Origin of the sequence: Methylomonas sp. AM2-LC (genome assembly GCF_039904985.1) — a bacterium.
Classification (GTDB): Bacteria; Pseudomonadota; Gammaproteobacteria; order Methylococcales; family Methylomonadaceae; genus Methylomonas.
In genome coordinates this window covers 1,890,447-1,907,238 of record NZ_CP157005.1, presented here as the reverse complement: position 1 = coordinate 1,907,238, position 16,792 = coordinate 1,890,447, and the positions used below count along the sequence as shown (strand labels likewise).

Annotated in this window: 16 protein-coding genes; 12 read left to right on the top strand and 4 right to left on the bottom strand. The window is 44.2% G+C overall.

Annotated elements, in window-relative coordinates; all coding sequences use genetic code 11:
• Nucleotide 1: 1 nt before the first annotated feature.
• A complete protein-coding gene (locus tag ABH008_RS08645; RefSeq protein WP_347989449.1) occupies nt 2-268 on the bottom strand; it encodes a hypothetical protein in 267 nt (88 codons plus the stop codon).
• Between the two features lie 549 nt (nt 269-817).
• Between ABH008_RS08645 and ABH008_RS08640 the strand changes: the two genes are divergently transcribed.
• Both ABH008_RS08640 and ABH008_RS08635 read left to right on the top strand, forming a co-directional pair.
• The gene (locus ABH008_RS08640) at nt 818-1,894 is read left to right on the top strand and encodes a PA0069 family radical SAM protein (RefSeq protein ID WP_347989448.1); all 1,077 of its coding nucleotides are present in this window, start codon (nt 818-820) and stop codon (nt 1,892-1,894) included.
• Nucleotides 1,895-1,936: 42 nt separating this feature from the next.
• Entirely contained in the window at nt 1,937-2,533 is a 597-nt protein-coding gene (locus ABH008_RS08635; protein WP_347989447.1) for a methylated-DNA--[protein]-cysteine S-methyltransferase, read from the top strand.
• On the opposite strand, the gene ABH008_RS08630 is transcribed toward ABH008_RS08635, so the two are convergent.
• Complete coding sequence (locus ABH008_RS08630; protein WP_347989446.1) at nt 2,499-3,407, bottom strand: MerR family transcriptional regulator; 909 nt, start codon at nt 3,405-3,407, stop codon at nt 2,499-2,501. The two genes, ABH008_RS08635 and ABH008_RS08630, sit on opposite strands and share 35 nt — an antisense overlap.
• A 90-nt stretch (nt 3,408-3,497) precedes the next feature.
• Between ABH008_RS08630 and ABH008_RS08625 the strand changes: the two genes are divergently transcribed.
• The 10 genes from ABH008_RS08625 (at nt 3,498) to ABH008_RS08580 (ending at nt 13,897) form a co-directional block, all read left to right on the top strand.
• Nucleotides 3,498-4,781, top strand: coding sequence for an RNA polymerase sigma factor RpoD/SigA (locus ABH008_RS08625; RefSeq protein WP_347989445.1), 1,284 nt, complete (start codon nt 3,498-3,500; stop codon nt 4,779-4,781).
• A gap of 39 nt (nt 4,782-4,820) precedes the next feature.
• A complete protein-coding gene (hflK, locus tag ABH008_RS08620; RefSeq protein WP_347989444.1) occupies nt 4,821-5,987 on the top strand; it encodes an FtsH protease activity modulator HflK in 1,167 nt (388 codons plus the stop codon).
• Nucleotides 5,984-6,850, top strand: a complete 867-nt coding sequence (gene hflC / locus ABH008_RS08615; protein ID WP_347989443.1) for a protease modulator HflC — start codon at nt 5,984-5,986, stop codon at nt 6,848-6,850. The genes hflK and hflC overlap by 4 nt, the downstream gene beginning before the upstream one ends.
• A gap of 105 nt (nt 6,851-6,955) precedes the next feature.
• Nucleotides 6,956-8,860 carry an ATP-dependent zinc metalloprotease FtsH gene (gene ftsH / locus ABH008_RS08610; protein WP_347989442.1) on the top strand — a complete coding sequence of 635 codons (1,905 nt, stop codon included), beginning with the start codon at nt 6,956-6,958 and terminating at the stop codon, nt 8,858-8,860.
• A 114-nt stretch (nt 8,861-8,974) separates the two neighbouring features.
• Nucleotides 8,975-9,388, top strand: coding sequence for a hypothetical protein (locus ABH008_RS08605; protein WP_347989441.1), 414 nt, complete (start codon nt 8,975-8,977; stop codon nt 9,386-9,388).
• Between the two features lie 4 nt (nt 9,389-9,392).
• On the top strand, nt 9,393-10,283 hold the full coding sequence (locus tag ABH008_RS08600) for a TIGR01777 family oxidoreductase (RefSeq protein WP_347989440.1): 891 nt from the start codon (nt 9,393-9,395) through the stop codon (nt 10,281-10,283).
• A gap of 14 nt (nt 10,284-10,297) precedes the next feature.
• Nucleotides 10,298-11,662, top strand: coding sequence for a deoxyribodipyrimidine photo-lyase (locus tag ABH008_RS08595; RefSeq protein ID WP_347989439.1), 1,365 nt, complete (start codon nt 10,298-10,300; stop codon nt 11,660-11,662).
• Between the two features lie 21 nt (nt 11,663-11,683).
• Nucleotides 11,684-12,199, top strand: coding sequence for a lipocalin family protein (locus tag ABH008_RS08590; RefSeq protein ID WP_347989438.1), 516 nt, complete (start codon nt 11,684-11,686; stop codon nt 12,197-12,199).
• A 325-nt stretch (nt 12,200-12,524) separates the two neighbouring features.
• Complete coding sequence (locus tag ABH008_RS08585) at nt 12,525-12,902, top strand: transposase (protein ID WP_347989437.1); 378 nt, start codon at nt 12,525-12,527, stop codon at nt 12,900-12,902.
• Nucleotides 12,899-13,897, top strand: a complete 999-nt coding sequence (locus ABH008_RS08580) for a class I SAM-dependent methyltransferase (protein ID WP_347989436.1) — start codon at nt 12,899-12,901, stop codon at nt 13,895-13,897. The genes ABH008_RS08585 and ABH008_RS08580 overlap by 4 nt, the downstream gene beginning before the upstream one ends.
• Before the next feature lie 208 nt (nt 13,898-14,105).
• Here the strand turns inward: ABH008_RS08580 and ABH008_RS08575 are convergent, their stop codons facing one another.
• Together ABH008_RS08575 and ABH008_RS08570 are read right to left on the bottom strand one after the other, a co-directional pair.
• Nucleotides 14,106-15,287 carry an acyl-CoA dehydrogenase family protein gene (locus ABH008_RS08575; RefSeq protein ID WP_347989435.1) on the bottom strand — a complete coding sequence of 394 codons (1,182 nt, stop codon included), beginning with the start codon at nt 15,285-15,287 and terminating at the stop codon, nt 14,106-14,108.
• 43 nt (nt 15,288-15,330) lie between these two features.
• Nucleotides 15,331-16,728, bottom strand: coding sequence for an outer membrane protein transport protein (locus tag ABH008_RS08570; protein ID WP_347989434.1), 1,398 nt, complete (start codon nt 16,726-16,728; stop codon nt 15,331-15,333).
• Nucleotides 16,729-16,792: the final 64 nt, after the last annotated feature.

The window sequence follows — 16,792 nt, the reverse complement described above, 5'->3', positions numbered from 1 at the left end:
GTTAAGAACTTAAGGACAACTCGTTTGGAAACGGATAAATAAAACGTGTTTTATTATTGGGCATTACCTCTAAACAAGGCTTTGCGTCAGGCGCTCGCCCCCCAGTATTTTTTTTGCTGATACATTCATTAATAAACGCATCCAACATTGCCATGGCCTGACATTTTGTTTCGTAAGGACCACAATCGCCTTCTCTCGCCTCAAAATACCATTTCACATCACCTGCTGGTAAGCAATTTTCAGAAAATACTCTCTCGTACTCTACCATAATGACACCTCGTCAAGCTTAACGTCACATAAAACATCATAATTCAACAGATGAAACTCTGGCAATCAAATGAAAGACATGATTTATGCTAAATAGCTATAACAAAGCATCATCTTAGACAAGCTATAAAAATATAATACCGATCACCAATACCGTTTCTAACCCAAACGAACTTGAATGTTGTTTGTTGACTCTATTATAAAAATTATTTAATTTCTAAGAAGTAATTCAAAAAATAAAAAAAATATTAAATTGACTCTGGAATTTTGATAGTTGCGTCACAAAAAATATTTATATTATGCTCAAGCTTATATCCACCCTAAAAAACAACAATATTATTAAGGATAAATTCTATTATGGCTCTAATTACATTAGCGTTAAACAACACTAACCCCTAAACACTGACTGTTTAAACTGTGACGGCGATTCGAACACAGAGTTCAAAAATAATGCAAATAGTCTACCTACACCTGAAGCAAAAACAATCAGTAAATCTACTTATCATTTTGACTATAGACAGGTTACGAACAAACTGATCATAATTGCAGCATGAAAAATATCATACATAAAGGCCGTGGCAGTATCAGTAATAGTGCCGGACGCTATGAAAAATCCAGCACCACCGCCATTGATGACGGCTGGAGCAGCCTGGATGCAGAATTACCAGCACTGCATACCGAAATCATCATCGATACTAGTCGTAGCTTAATTAGCTACAACGACTCGCCAGATCTTCCTTTTGACCGCTCGATTAACCCCTATCGCGGTTGTGAACATGGTTGCGTTTATTGTTACGCCAGGCCATCGCATGCTTATCTGGGTTTGTCACCCGGCCTGGACTTTGAAAGTCGCATCCTGATCAAACCCAATGCAGCGCAACTATTAAGACAAGAATTAGCCAAACGCAATTATCAGTGCGCCCCTCTAGCTTTAGGCAGCAATACAGATCCTTATCAACCACTGGAACGTCAGCACAAACTGATGCGGCAAATTCTGGAAATATTAGCCGAAACACGTCATCCTTTAAGCATAGTGACAAAGTCTTCGCTTATTGAAAGGGATATCGACATCCTGTCTACCCTGTCTGCACAAGGCTTGGTATCTGTTTATCTCTCCATCACCACACTGGACAGACAACTGGCAAGAAGCATGGAACCACGCGCAGCGACTCCGCAACGACGTTTGGAAACGCTAAACAAATTACGCGAAGCAGGCATCAATACTGGCGTACTGGTAGCACCGATAATTCCAGGTTTAAACGATCATGAACTTGAAAATCTGGTAACAGCAGCACAAGCTGCTGGAGCCATGAGTGTTGAATACATCTTGCTGCGTTTGCCACTGGAAGTGGCTGAATTATTTAGCGAATGGTTGCAGCAACACTACCCATTAAAAGCCAAACATGTACTCAATTTAATTAAAGAAACTCGCGAGGGCAAGTTGTACAATGCCAACTTTGAGCAACGCTTTCAAGGAACCGGTGCCTACGCAAATTTACTGGCACAACGATTCAGACTCATTTGTAAACGTCTGGCAATAGAGAAATCAATGCCTGCATTACGTACCGATCTATTTCGTAAACCGGATACCAATACTCAACAGATGCGTTTTGAATTTTTTGATTGAGTCAAGCACATGAAAACACCAACCATCGACCGGGTCCGATAGATGATGACAAACAAAAACAATGCACTATTAGCCAGCCAAATAATTCATTACGCAATGGCCGATTGTTTTTTAGGTAAGCTATTAGTAGCCAAATCAGCAGTGGGTGTTTGTGCTATTTGCCTTGCCGACCATAACGAAGAACTACCCCAGGCTTTAATAGAACTAGTTCCGAAAACCACCCTCATTTTGGACCAACAAAGCTGTCAGCAGGAACTGGATCAATTACTTAACTATATTAGCACACCCAGCATTGGCCTAAACCTAACCCTAGACATGCAAGGCACACTTTTTCAAGAGCAGGTGTGGCAAGTTTTATTAAAAATTCCGTTAGGCGAATATCTTAGCTATACAGAGGTTGCTAATCGCGTAGGTAAGCCTAAAGCAGTGCGAGCAGTAGCAAATGCGTGTGCAAACAATCGTTTGGCCATAGCCATACCCTGCCATCGCGTGGTACGGGCAAATGGCAATTTGGCTGGCTACCGCTGGGGCCTGAAGCGTAAGCAAGAATTACTGCGCAGAGAAAGCGAGGCCGTTGGGGTTAACTCCATGACAAGTAACCTGATTAACGCTCACGCTCCTTGTAGCGCCATTGTTTAGCTTTGGCATAAAAATCGTCAATATCAGCTATAAGTTCACACTGTTCTACAGAGCCTGGGGATTCGCTATATAACTGATTTAAAGCTGAACCACCCAGCCAAATAACAGCATTGTTGTTTGCACTCGCTGCGGCAAGTTTATTAAGCTCAATCAGTGTTTCTGGATCAGTGGGGCTTTTGGTCAATCCCAACACTAAAACTTCAATCTGCAATTTTTTTGCCGCCAGCAACAAATCATCTGCGGGTACATTTGCGCCCAGATAGTAACAATCAAAATCCTGTTCGGCTGCAAGCAGACAACACATTAAAACGCCAAATTCGTGAGGTTCACCACTCGGTGTGGCAAACATCATAGCGGGTCGATTTCCAGACAAACTCTGCAAGCTATTGACCATACCCAAAAGTATACGTTTTACACAAGCAGAAAACATATGCTCTTGAGCAATACTTATCTTTTGTTCATGCCACAAATCGCCTACATGAATCAATGCCGGTATCAGCACATCTCTTAGATAAGGCAGTGGTTCTTTTGCCATTAAAGCTCGCTTCAACATTTGTTCGCACTGATTGAATCTGTATTCTGAAAGAGCTGTGCCAATCTGTTCAATGAATTCCTGATAGTTTTCCTGGGTTTTTTTATTCACCTGTTGCAACTTTTGCAGCTCTGAAATAGACAAACCAGTTAGCTTACCAATGGAATGACCTTGCCGACTTAAATTTGCCAGCAACATAAGGTGCTCTAAATCAAGCTGGGAGTAATATCTGCGCCCGCCTTCGTCTCGTTTCGGTGCCACAGTACCGTAACGACGCTCCCAGGCACGAAGTGTTTCAGCACCTAAACCTGTCAAAGATGAAATTGCTTTGATGGAATACATTGTTTATGTTTTGTTTAATATTTTATTTGACAAACATTGTACAATAAGTTAACTTTTGTTCCAACTTATTCTTACTTGCCGAGAACTGAAATGGCACTACGAGACTACTATTCACTAAGCGACACTCTGGCTCAACCAGATTCGGGTGATTTATCGACAGATACCCATCTCGTTGATAGCGAAACATCCATTGATCTTCTTCAGCCAAGTTTTGTCATCCCAAACCCGATACCACCTGCGTCTGACGCGGCTTTATCGTCTCAATCTCTGGCTCAGGAGATGGAACAGTGCAGGAAAAAATTACTTAATATATTGTTTAAGCATCCTGAAACTTTTCAATTAATCACCACTGAATTTGAGCAATCCTTTACCGAAGGTGTTGACTATTCTCTGACAGGGAATGGCAAAAACCAAAGTAACAAAGTTGTACAAAACCCTTTTCTTGTACAACTTGTAACAAATGAATCTGTGACTGTAAACAAAAAAAATGAAAATTTTGTTACTGACACAGAATTAAAAGAAAGTAATCTGCATATATTTCCTGCCGTACTGATCCGTCTAGCAGAACAGGCGGAAACAGTTGCAAATCTGGAGTTGAGCTACCGTCAAGAGTTACGCAAAGCACGTCGTCAACTTCAAAACACCAGACAGAAAATGATAGTCAACAATACTGGACTGGTGGCATTTGTGGCACACAAGCACAAAACCATTAATCTAAGTTTTGATGACTTAATGCAAGAAGGCAGCATTGGCCTGATTAGGGCGGTTGATCGTTTCGATGCAGAGCGGGGAATCTGTTTTTCAACCTACGCTATATTCTGGATTAAACAAGCCATCAGCCGTCTAATAGTTAAACAAGAAAAAGTAGTTCGTTTACCGGTAGCGTTGGCAGAAAAAGCCTCTGCATTGTTTGAAATCATGCGTAATTATTATTTGGAAAACCAACGCTGGCCCACTTTTCACCAATTACATGCGCAATGTAATCTAAGCGATGACGAAATTAAAATTGTCAGTAGCTATTACCAAGCCACTCATTCTCTGGATGCGTCTTTATCCGAAGAAAGTGATGACGACCATACTTTGATGGACAGTATGCAACAACATCAATTTCCATCGCCTTTAAATGAACTTATTGATGATAACCTAGCAAAATACTTGGTCAATAGTGTTGCCAGTTTGCCTGAAAATGAAGCTAACATTTTAAATATGCGATTTGGCTTGCAAAATCAATCAGAAATGACTTTACAAGCAATCGCAGATCAACTAAATGTTACTAGAGAACGGGTTAGGCAAATACAAAACCAAGCATTAAAAAAACTAAAACAACAGTTTGGGTGTGAACTGATGCCTTTCCTTGAAACAAACGATCATTAAGAAAGCACGGCGCTAAACTCAACTACACGAGGAGTGACAATGTCAACAGAAAACCAAAACGCTAGTAAACCTACCCCACCACCCGACTGGAAAGCCGAGTTCGACAAACATTGGCAGCGTATCAGTCAATTAGGTAGTGATTTTTATCAAGGGCACAAACATTATTTTGCCTTACAGAAAATGGGTCCGGTTTTGGGTGGCGCCTTAACTTTTATATGGTTAAGTAGCGGTTGCTATATCGTTGATCAAGGTAATCGCGGTGTCGTCACTCGCTTTGGTGCCTACAGCGAAACCACGCTGCCAGGTTTAAACTGGCACCTACCTTTGCCGATAGAAAGCGTTAAAATCGTAAATGTCGAGCAGCAGCGCTTCATCGAAGTTGGCTATCGCGATACAGGTCGTTTTGCCAAAGCAGCGACTATTCCACAAGAATCGTTAATGCTGACGCGGGATGAAAACATTATTAATGTGCGCCTGGCAGTACAGTATCAGATCAATAACGCTAAAGACTATTTTTTTAATGTCAAAGATAGCGAAGGCACCCTGAAACAATTGACTGAAAGTGTGGAACGGGCGGTGATAGGCAAAAGCGATATGGACTACGTGCTGACTGAAGGACGTAGCGAAATTGTGGCCGAAATCAAACGCGACATTCAAAGTGCAATGGATGCCTATCATGCTGGTATCACCATCGCCAGTGTTAATTTGCAAGATGCGCAACCACCCGAAGAAGTACAAGGTAGTTTTGAAGATGCTATTCGTGCCCGCGAAGATAAACAACGCCTGATTAACGAAGCCGAAGCCTATAGCAACGAAATTATTCCTAAAGCCCGTGGCGCTTCGGCACGATTACTTCAAGAAGCCGATGCTTACCAAATGGAAAAAATTGCCAAGGCAACTGGCGAAACGGAGCGCTTTGAGCAGTTATTAGTGGAATACGAAAAAAATCCGGCTATTACCCGTAAACGTTTGTATTTGGAAGCTAAAGAAAAGCTATACAGTGGTGCCAACAAAATCATGTTGGAATCGGAACGTAACGCACCGCAATTTTACATGCCTTTGGCTACTGAAGGTCATCACAGGGGAACTAACCCGGTACAAGCTGCTGCTTCTGAACAAAACAGCGACGCGATTAGCGACGATAAAAATCATAGCCATAAAGTACCCGTAAACAATGAATTACGCCCTAGCCGGAGCAAACCATGAACACTAAAAATTTATATCTGCTATTACCCATCAGTCTCGGCGTGCTGATTCTAGGTTACTTATCGGTTTTTTATGTGCAACAAAACGAAAAAGCCATTGTGTTTCAACTAGGTAAGTTAGTCAGCACTGACTATGCACCTGGTATCCATTTTAAGACCCCCATCATCAATAAAGTCAGTACATTTGATGCGCGTGTACTGACCTTGGACACCAAGTCCGAGCGTTTTCTTACCTCCGAAAAGAAAAATGTTATTGTCGACTCGTTCGCCAAATGGCGAATCGGTGATGTGGGTCTTTTTTATACCACGGTTGGCGGTGATGAATATCAGGCCAATCTGCGTCTGGAACAAATCATGAAAGACGCCATACGCGGTGAATTTGGTTTGCGCACCATTAAACAGCTCATTTCTGAAGATCGTAGCGAACTGCGTAAAACGCTGATGGACAAACTATCACCCGTAGCAGAGAAATTTGGTATAGAAATGATCGATATTCGTATCAAACGTATAGATTTGCCACCTGAAGTGAGCAGTTCGGTATTTCAACGTATGCGTGCTGAACGTGAACGGGTAGCGCGGGAGTTTCGTTCGCAAGGTGCAGAACAAGCCGAATTAATCAGTGCTGAAGCGGATAAGCAAAGACAAGTGTTACTTGCCAATGCACAACGCGATGCCGAGAATGTGCGAGGACATGGCGATGCGCAATCGGCTGAAATTTATGCGAAAAGCTACGGAAAAAACCCTGAGTTCTATGCGTTTTATCGAAGCTTGCTGGCTTACCAAACCGCCTTTGAAAAAACCGACGATACCCTGGTGTTAAAACCCGATTCGGACTTTTTTAAATACTATAACAGTGAAAAATAGTCACTATTCAGCGTATATAAACTGTAACACTGAATTGTAAAAAATAATGGGTGTCGGCCAAGACCTGACACCTTTCACCTTGTAAGTTATGTCGAGGTTATCAACATGCTTAAACCTATTATTCGTATCATTATCCTTACCGCCATTGGCACGGTGTTGTTTAATTTAGTGATCAATCGTAACCAAACACATTACGAAGAACCCAATTCAGTTAATTACTCTGATTTTATAGCTGATGTTCGCAGCCATGCGGTATCAGAAGTGGTTATTGATGGTAACAACGTAGATGGTCGTAGACAAAGTGGAGAACACTTTACTACTTATAATCCCAATGATCCGCGCATGATTGATGAGTTGCTGGAATATGGGGTAAAAATCAAGGTCGAACGTCCACAAGAACCTTCGTTTTTAATGCAAGTTTTGATTAACTGGGCACCCATGCTGTTGTTGATTGGAGTGACCGTTTATTTCATGCGCAAACAAACAATGATGGGTGCGGGCGGCCAAAACAGCTTTGGAAAAAGCCGCGCCAAACTCATGGCCGAAGATCAGGTTAAAGTGCGTTTCAAAGATGTAGCTGGTGTGGAAGAGGCCAAACAAGATGTCGTCGAAATGGTCGATTTCCTGAAAGATCCCGGTAAATATGAAGTATTGGGCGGCAAAATTCCACGCGGCGTGTTAATGGTGGGGCCTCCCGGTACCGGTAAAACTTTGCTGGCTCGTGCTATAGCGGGTGAAGCGGGGGTACCATTCTTTTCAATCTCCGGCTCGGATTTTGTGGAAATGTTTGTCGGTGTGGGTGCCTCGCGGGTGCGGGATATGTTTGAACAAGCCAAAAAACGCGCACCGTGCATTATTTTTATCGATGAAATTGATGCCGTGGGTCGGCAACGTGGCGCCAGTGGTATGGGTGGCGGAAACGACGAACGCGAACAAACTCTGAATCAGTTACTTGTGGAGATGGACGGCTTTAGCGGTAACGAAGGCATTATTGTTATTGCCGCCACCAACCGAGCCGATGTACTGGACAAAGCCTTACTACGCCCAGGCCGTTTTGATCGGCAGGTACAAGTGGGATTACCCGACATTAAAGGTCGTGAACAAATACTGAAAGTGCATGGCGATAAAGTGCCACTGGCCGACGATGTGAATATTAACGACTTGGCACGTGGCACACCGGGCTTTTCCGGTGCGGAACTGGCTAATCTGATCAACGAAGGCGCTTTGTTTGCCGCCCGCAAAAATCAGCGCGTAGTAACCATGCACGATTTGGATAAAGCCCGCGACAAAATGATTATGGGTGCAGAAAAACGCACCATGGTCATGAGTCGTGAAGATTTATTAATGACCGCCTACCACGAAGCCGGTCACGCTATTGTGGGTCGAAATGTTCCCGAACACGACCCGGTGTATAAAGTCAGCATCATGCCGCGTGGTGGTGCCTTGGGTATTACCATGTTCCTGCCGGAGCGTGACCAGTACAGTGCTAATAAAGACAAACTGGAAGGCCAAATTTCCAGTCTGTTTGGTGGCCGGGTAGCCGAAGCGCTGATCTATGGCAAAAACAAAGTGACCACTGGGGCATCCAACGACATCATGCGCGCTACGCAATTGGCACGCAATATGGTCACCAAATGGGGCTTGTCTGATCGATTGGGACCTATGGATTATGGCGATAATGAAGGCGGCTATATGGGGCCACAAGCCAAACCTATGTCAGAACAGATGTCGAATATGATAGATGAAGAAATCCGTCATGTGATAGACAGCAATTATCAGCGTGCAGAAACCATACTCAAAGATAATATCGAGATTTTGCATAATATGGCTCATGCACTGTTGGAATGGGAAACCATCGATAAATATCAGATTGATCTGTTAATGCAAGGACAAAAACTGGATCCACCTGAAGAAATAATCGAATCGACCAGTAGTGAAATAGAACTGGTAGATGGAGATAGTACTGAAGAACCTTCAGAGTCTAAACCTGGAAGTCTGGCTCTTAGTTAAGTAAGAAACAAACTGTAGCGGTAAGCATACAACCGCTTGCCAGAATAGTTTCCTTCCTCTATATGCCCTTTACATTCAATACTCGTAAAGGGCATTTTTTTACAAGGGTATAACATGCATACCAATACCCGTTTTAGCAAAAACTTTGATGTGCTAAAGCTCATCTGCTCTATCAACTTTAACGCCAGCTTGATTATTTTAGCGGTGGTTAGCGTCATTTCTGCAATGGGCAGCACCCTTATCTTTGATGATCAAACGGATCTTTACGGCCCCATGAGTGGCAATTTGCGACTGATGCTGTTTTATTTATGCCTGACAGAAGTGGCGGTATACAGTTATTGCCGTTTTAGTGGCGACTATAAAGGTTTACTCGTGTTAGGCGTTTTTTTACTGTTATTAACATTGTCATTAGAGTTTTACGGTTCGATAAATCAAGTACCGATAGACGAAAATTATCAATGGTTTTTCTTATATATGGGCTTATCGCATCTGAGTTATGGACGTGTAAGCAAGGTAAACATTATTTAATTTTATGCATAAAAAACACATTCTGATCACGGGTGGCACTGGCTTTCTGGGCACTGCCCTAATAAAACACTGGTTGATTAAAGATTACGACATTACCTTACTAACCCGTAGTGCTAATACAGCGACATCATTATTCGGTTTAAGTGTGCATGTAGTTGAACATTTGGATAGTTTGCCAAAAGACAGTTATTTTGATGCGGTGGTTAATCTTGCCGGCGCCCCCATTTTTGCCAAACCCTGGAGTCAGGCCCGCAAACAACTATTACGTGATAGCCGCATTGCTTTCACCCACCAGTTATTGTCTTTTCTTTCCCAATTACACACCAAACCGGAAGTATTGATTAACGGCTCTGCAATTGGTGTGTATGCAGATGAAAATCACAGCGACAGCGTTAGTTTTTCGCAACAACTATGCTTGGACTGGGAACAAGCTGCCCTGCAAGCTGAAAAAATGCACATGCGGGTATGTTTGCTCAGAACGGGTCTGGTATTAGGAACAGGCGGTGGATTGCTGAAAAATATGTTACCCGCTTTCAAACTAGGGCTGGGCGGACAACTTGGCAACGGCCAGCAGTGGATGTCGTGGATACACCGGGATGATTGGGTAGCCATTGTTGATGAACTAGTAAACCACAGCCATTGGCAGGGTGCTATAGATGCCACGGCACCCAATCCGGTAACTAATAGCGAGTTTAGTCGAACATTAGCTAAAAACTTGCAGCGTCCTTGCCTAGTGAAGACTCCCGCCTGGATACTAAAATTAGTATTGGGCGAAATGTCAGAATTAGTATTGGCCAGTCAACGTATTATTCCATCAGCCTTACTAGACGCTAAATTTACATTTAAATTTTCTGATTTAGCATCAGCGCTGCAAGACGTTGTTGGCAAGCATTAATCGATATCGAAAACATGAAACCTTATGCTAAATCCCTGTTTATTTTTCGCCGCGATTTGCGCATTGAGGATAATACTGCATTGAACGCTGCCTTAGCGCAATCTGAGCAAGTCATTGCAGTTTTTATCTTTAATCCGTTACAAATTGAGGCCCATCCTTACCAAAGCCACCCTGCTCTGCAATTTATGCTGGAAGCACTGCAAGATTTGCAGCGCCAATTTACCGTACAGGGTGGAAAGCTCTATTTCTATACCGATAATCCCGAAAATGTAATTACCCGGCTACACACAGAACATCAGATTGCGGCCGTATTTGTCAATCGAGATTACACCCCTTTCAGCCTACAACGCGATAGCGGCATACAACAACGCTGTCAGACACTGGGTATCGATTTTCACAGTCATGCCGATTTATTACTGAATGAACCAGAGCAAGTCTTAAACAAGACTCATACACCCTATCAAGTGTTTAGCGCGTTTTATAAGCGTGCCAGACAAAATCCGGTAAAACTGCCGAAAAATTTACATGCTGGCAATTTTTGCAGTGCAGAACTTTACGCAACCAGCACAGACTGGCAGACATCGCTTAAGCAAACACATACGAATGTGCTAACAGGCGGACGCCAACCCGCCTTAGCCCTATTACACAATGGATTATCCGCCTGTAAAAACTATAGCCTGGAACGCGATTATCCCAGTTTGACTGCCACCAGCACATTATCGGCCTATCTTAAATTCGGCTGCTGCTCTATCCGCGAAGCATACTATGCCACGCTGCAGCAATTCGACGCAGAGCACCCTTTACTAAGACAATTTTATTGGCGGGATTTTTTTACGCATATCGCCTATCATTACCCATACGTATTTGGTCACGCCTTTCATCGTCGTTATGACAACATTGAGTGGCAAAACCAGGAACCGCTATTTTTGGCCTGGACCCAAGGTATGACCGGATTTCCGATCATAGACGCTGGTATGCGTGAATTAAACCAAACGGGCTTGATGCATAATCGGGTACGCATGCTAGTCGCCAGTTTTTTAGTCAAAGACTTACATATCAGTTGGCGTTGGGGCGAACGCTATTTTGCACAGCACTTGCTGGATTATGATCCCTGTGTGAATAACGGCAATTGGCAATGGGCAGCTTCTACCGGCTGCGATGCGCAACCGTATTTTCGGGTTTTTAACCCCTGGTTACAACAACGTAAATTTGATGCCGATTGTAGGTATATAAAACGCTGGGTGCCGGAATTAGCAAAATACAGCACAAGCCAAATTCATCAATGGCAACAACCAGCGACTGATAGCCACTATCCGGCCCCTATCGTAGATCATGCAGAACAAACTCGACAAGTAAAAGCTTTGTATAAAATCACCTAAACAGCCAATAAACACACCACTATGCGCACTCTATTAATCTTTTGTACTTGCTTACTGACAGCCTGTACCGGCATTCCCAATGGCATAAAACCAGTGACCGGTTTTGAGTTGAATCGTTACCTGGGAACCTGGTACGAAATTGCCAGACTGGATCACCGTTTTGAACGAGGACTAACCGATATTCGTGCTGAATATAGTTTGAATGCTGACGGTACTGTTAAAGTTTTGAATAGCGGTTTTAATGCCGAAGCCGGGGAACGCCAAACCGCAGAAGGCAAGGCACATTTTGTATCGACAGCCGATATTGGCCAATTGGAAGTCTCGTTTTTTGAACCGTTTTATGGCGCCTATAACATCATAGCTTTGGATGCAGATCATTATCAATATGTCATGATCTGTGGCCCAGACCGCGAGTATTTATGGATACTGGCCCGTAAGCCGATATTGGCCGTTTCTATCTTGCAGGAATTACTGGCAACCGCAAATGAATACGGCTTTGCAACCGATCAACTTATTTTTGATGTGCATAATAAATAGGACATTTGTGAGATAGAAGTTCTGCTACCAATAATTCTAAAGCTTTGAATAGTCGCATTTGATGTTCAGGAGGTTTTGACCACTCTTTGCTAAACTTTATATTTTAACGACGAACTGATAGGATGCTGCCAACGTAAGGAGGCGCATCTTTCGCGTTCTAAGACATATTCAATAACCCATTACCGCCGATTCTTTCAGGATTATCCTACTTGGTTTTTTACCGTTAATCTTACAGAACGTCAAAAGAATCGGTTATTGGTAGATAAAATCGATTCCCTACGCACGGCTTTCAGCTACGTAAAACAAAGAAAACCCTTTCGTATTGATGCGATTGTTATTATCGCCTGATCAACTGCATACGATTTGGACATTGCCAACCGAAGATGCAGAATTTTCGACACGCTGGAACATGCTCAAAGGGCATTTTTCTCGTTCTTTAGAAAAATCGGAAAGAATTTCAGAAAGCAGACAAAAACGTGGAGCGCGCGGTATCTGGCAACGGCGTTTTTGGGCGCATGCAATTACCAGTCAGGAAGATTACAATCAGCACGTTGACTATATTCACTGGAATCCGGTAAAGCATGGCTATGTTAAACACGTAATCGATTGGCCGCATTCAAGTTTTCATCAATTTGTGTCACAAGGAATTTATCCTGTTAATTGGGGATGTAGGGATGAATTTAATCTTGATACTGGAGAATGACGCGAAAGATGCGCCTCCTTACGTCGGCAGCATCCTATGAGGCCTTCGTTTTATTAGAATCAGGCGCATCTTATCGCGTTCAATTGAACAACATCAATGTCGCTTACCTAAAAATTAGACCGCTCGGAGAGTGCATCGTGCCCAATAATCAGACAGTGGTACCGGATAACACAGCAGAGCGTACTGCTCTATGGCGTGCGTTACACTTAGAACTCGATTCTGCCCCTCACGTGTTCGAAGATGCAATCGGCTTGCAGCTGGTGGCTCCCGCTAGCGGATGGCAAAATCGCCAAGACATGAGTCCTTTTACGCGGCCCTTTCGCGCCTCAATTTTGGCTCGCGCCCGTTTCGTTGAAGATCTTGTTACAGAACAGGTTGCGCGTGGCATTTCCCAATACGTCATACTTGGCGCGGGACTAGACACTTTCGTTCAGCGAAAGCCTGCGCTTGCCGCAAGCATGCAGATATTCGAGATCGACCAACCCAGCATGCAGGAATGGAAGCGTCAACGCCTCATTGAACTCGGCTTCGGCATTCCACCTTCTCTGCATTTTGTCCCGGTGAATTTCGAAGCAGGAGAGGCTTGGCAGGAGCGACTAGGTGCAGCGGGTTTCGACGCCAAAAAGCCGGCCGTGCTAGCTTCTACCGGCGTAAGTATGTATTTGACTAAAGAAGCAATTATGGCGACGCTGCAACAGGTTGCAACGCTTGTGCAGGGATCGACATTTGTCATGTCATTTATGCTACCCATAGAACTCAACGATCCTGAAATACGTCCCGGCGTCGAGCGTGCAGCAGCGGGCGCAAAGGCAAACGGTACGCCCTGGCTAAGCTTTTTCACGCCAGAGGAAATGCTGGCGCTGGCGCGCGCGGCAGGCTTTAGAAAAGTTGAGCATATATCAGCAGCGGCGCTTACCGAACGCTATTTTGCACACAGAACGGACGGATTGCGTCCACCGAACAATTCGGAAGAGTTGTTGGTTGCCACAACCTAGCGATCTAACATCATTCAAGCTGAGCCGCAACGCGGGCTACGGTTATCGTCTTTTAAATATCAAGTTTTAGCCCATGCGGGCCACACTAGGATGCGGTTGGTACCTAACCGCATCCTTGCTGACATTTAGCTAATTTTAATCACAGACTTTTCAGTATGGTGACTGAGGCTCATGTCTATTTCTAAAATAGAAGACAATCTAATAACGCTTATTCTCCGCCCGCTTCAAATAATTCAAGTGGCAAGCCGACTAGCACTTTGCCTATCCACTCCCGGGCGATGTTGTTAGATGGCCCCATACCGATACCAGCCCTGGCGTCGCGGAAGATTCTTTCAATCGGGCCTTTTTTATAACCGTATCCACCGCTGACATCCAGAGTGTTTCTGGCGGAAATGTTAGCCACTTCTGCTGCATGAACTTTAAACTCGGTTAATGGGATTAGAATTTGCCCCTGTTGCTGGCCTGACGCTTGTAGCTCATCCAATTGTCTGGCCAGTTCGCGCTGCCAAGGCCCTAAGCTTTCAATCAAGACTTTGGACTCACCCAATTGCTGACGCAGCACTTGATAGTCGGATAATTTGCGGTTAAAGTCTTTATGGATGTTATTTGTCAAATGAGTGGCGGCAAGTTCCAGAGCTGCTCTGGCCACTCCATGCCAAACCGAACCCAGGCCAATCAAATAGACTGGTGAAACGCCGTGATAAACAATGTCTTTCCCCTGACCTTCTTCGCCCAAGCGATCACGACTTTCGACTTTAACATTTTTGTAGCTGATAGGACCACTATGATTGCCGCGTACGCCCAAGGCTTCCCATACCCCATGACTGATACCATCCAGTTTGGAATCCACAATAAAAAAGCTGATATCCGTAGCGGATTTGGCGCCTGGAGAGCGGGTTTGGAAAATGTAATAATCGGCTTTACCTGCACTAGTCGTAAAGGATTTTTCAGCATTGAGCAGGTAATGGCTGTCGCCGTCACGGGCAGCTTCGCTAAAATTAAACCACCAATGGCCACCTGAGGCTTTTTCGCTGGTCGAATACGTGCCGACTAAACCGTCTCTGGCAGGTTTTAACCATCGCTCTTTCTGGTCATCGTTGCCGAATAGGTTAATGGTTTGAGCCGCGCCAATGTGCATTACGTACACCAGGCCCGTGGATGCACACCCCCTGCCTATCTCTTCTGCAACGATGGAAAAGGCTACGTGGTCAAGCCCCAATCCGCCCAGTTCCTTTGGAATTAAGATGCCGTTCCAACCCGCTTTGGCCAAGGCGTTCAGATTTTCCTTGGGAAATTCACCTTGATCGGTTTTTTCAGCGTTGGGGCGGATAACGGCATCCACCAAGCTACGAATATCGGCTCTAATTTGTTGATAATTGTGTTGTGACATAAAGCTATCCTTACAAAAAGTTGTTGATGTCGAATTTTGACGTTTAGAATTTAAAGTTTGCTCCAGCACCCAACGCCCATTCGCTGCCGGTGACCGAATAATTGCCTAGCGCTAATGTGCTGCGACTGGCGGAGCCTTCAAATGCATAGGCACCAAAAGCATCCAAACGGAATTTAGGGCTAAAGGCGTAACCGATGCCTGCGGTCAAGGTGTGTTGCCAGACTGTCGGCCCCAAAGTGGTTTGCACAACGCTAATCAAATCGTTACTATTTAATACACCGGGAACGTTGGTATTAAGCGGTAACGTACCTAACCCTGAAAAGCCACCGACTGTACCATTAGGATTGCTGCGCAAAATTTCGGTTGAATAACCGTAGCCGCCACGTAACTGTAAATTTCCAATACTATACTGACCGCCGAATAAGGCCAGAAATTGATCCTGGTAAACATCTTTATATAAAGAGCTGTTCGACCAGTTTTTCCAGATAGCATCAGCCTCTAACAGAAAATCTGAGTTGGGATTACCAGCCAGACCCCAGGTCACTTCCAGAGGTTGATCCAGTTTAACGTTTTGATATTGCTGGGAACCGTTTACAGTGGTTTCCAGTACGCCATGATAGTTGTATTCCAGTGGGCTTTTGATAGACACCCCGACAGACAGCTCTGGCAATATTTTGTAAGTAGCCCCGGTGGAACCACGTATGGAAATGTTATGCACACTGGAGGTAGTTCCGCCGAAATTGCCCGTTAAGGATTGCAATCCGCTAGTATTGCCGCTGGTTCCGAACTGTGCCATACCGTAGCCTATGGTTAAGGCTGCACCCAAGGACAATTTAGAGTCCACCTCATAGGCCGCGCCCAGATTGGCGCTTAACGACAATAACTCCACCAGCAATGGTAGTGTGGCCGCCCCGCCTACTCCGCTACCGCCTAGGCCCAAACCCGCTCCAGCGTTAATCGGTTGGGTACGGTAATCCGCGCCTAATCCAGAATCCACATTTAATCCACCCGCCAGCACAAAACCAGGAGATACCTCGCCGCTTATGGCAAAATCTGGAGCGATGTAATTACCTGCTTGGCTGTGTGATTGATTATTATAGCCGTTACTTGTTTGCTGATTACGTACTACCGGTTCCAAAATCGCTGCACCGAATTCAAAATTAAACCCTTTAAATTGAGACAAAGTAGCTGGATTACCAAACAGAGCTGACGCCACCTCCTGCGGTTTGACAAAAGCAGCCCCCGCCATACCACCTGCTATAGGATTTAAGCTTAAATCTACATCGGTGCCACTGTTTAATGCGAATGATAAGTGGGGCAATGTGGAGCAAGAAAGCAGTAAAGCGTATTGTGCAATCTTCAAATATTTGGCTTGGCTGCAATGAGCATTATTTAAGTTAAGCCTAAGATCGTTTGAAGTGATGATATCTTGGTTCTTCATATCTATTCCTTGTTAGTTTGTCTGTTAAATACCAGCGTACTTGTCTAAATACAAACGAAGGAAA

Coding starts and splice junctions, on each gene's coding strand:
- ABH008_RS08575 (WP_347989435.1), bottom strand. CDS start 15,287: ATGTCACAACACAATTATCAACAAATTAGAGCCGATATTCGTAGCTTG.
- ABH008_RS08640 (WP_347989448.1), top strand. CDS start 818: ATGAAAAATATCATACATAAAGGCCGTGGCAGTATCAGTAATAGTGCC.
- ABH008_RS08570 (WP_347989434.1), bottom strand. CDS start 16,728: ATGAAGAACCAAGATATCATCACTTCAAACGATCTTAGGCTTAACTTA.
- ABH008_RS08645 (WP_347989449.1), bottom strand. CDS start 268: ATGGTAGAGTACGAGAGAGTATTTTCTGAAAATTGCTTACCAGCAGGT.
- ABH008_RS08590 (WP_347989438.1), top strand. CDS start 11,684: ATGCGCACTCTATTAATCTTTTGTACTTGCTTACTGACAGCCTGTACC.
- ABH008_RS08580 (WP_347989436.1), top strand. CDS start 12,899: ATGACGCGAAAGATGCGCCTCCTTACGTCGGCAGCATCCTATGAGGCC.
- ABH008_RS08630 (WP_347989446.1), bottom strand. CDS start 3,407: ATGTATTCCATCAAAGCAATTTCATCTTTGACAGGTTTAGGTGCTGAA.
- ABH008_RS08585 (WP_347989437.1), top strand. CDS start 12,525: ATGCGATTGTTATTATCGCCTGATCAACTGCATACGATTTGGACATTG.
- hflK (WP_347989444.1), top strand. CDS start 4,821: ATGTCAACAGAAAACCAAAACGCTAGTAAACCTACCCCACCACCCGAC.
- ABH008_RS08600 (WP_347989440.1), top strand. CDS start 9,393: ATGCATAAAAAACACATTCTGATCACGGGTGGCACTGGCTTTCTGGGC.
- ftsH (WP_347989442.1), top strand. CDS start 6,956: ATGCTTAAACCTATTATTCGTATCATTATCCTTACCGCCATTGGCACG.
- hflC (WP_347989443.1), top strand. CDS start 5,984: ATGAACACTAAAAATTTATATCTGCTATTACCCATCAGTCTCGGCGTG.
- ABH008_RS08625 (WP_347989445.1), top strand. CDS start 3,498: ATGGCACTACGAGACTACTATTCACTAAGCGACACTCTGGCTCAACCA.
- ABH008_RS08605 (WP_347989441.1), top strand. CDS start 8,975: ATGCATACCAATACCCGTTTTAGCAAAAACTTTGATGTGCTAAAGCTC.
- ABH008_RS08595 (WP_347989439.1), top strand. CDS start 10,298: ATGAAACCTTATGCTAAATCCCTGTTTATTTTTCGCCGCGATTTGCGC.
- ABH008_RS08635 (WP_347989447.1), top strand. CDS start 1,937: ATGATGACAAACAAAAACAATGCACTATTAGCCAGCCAAATAATTCAT.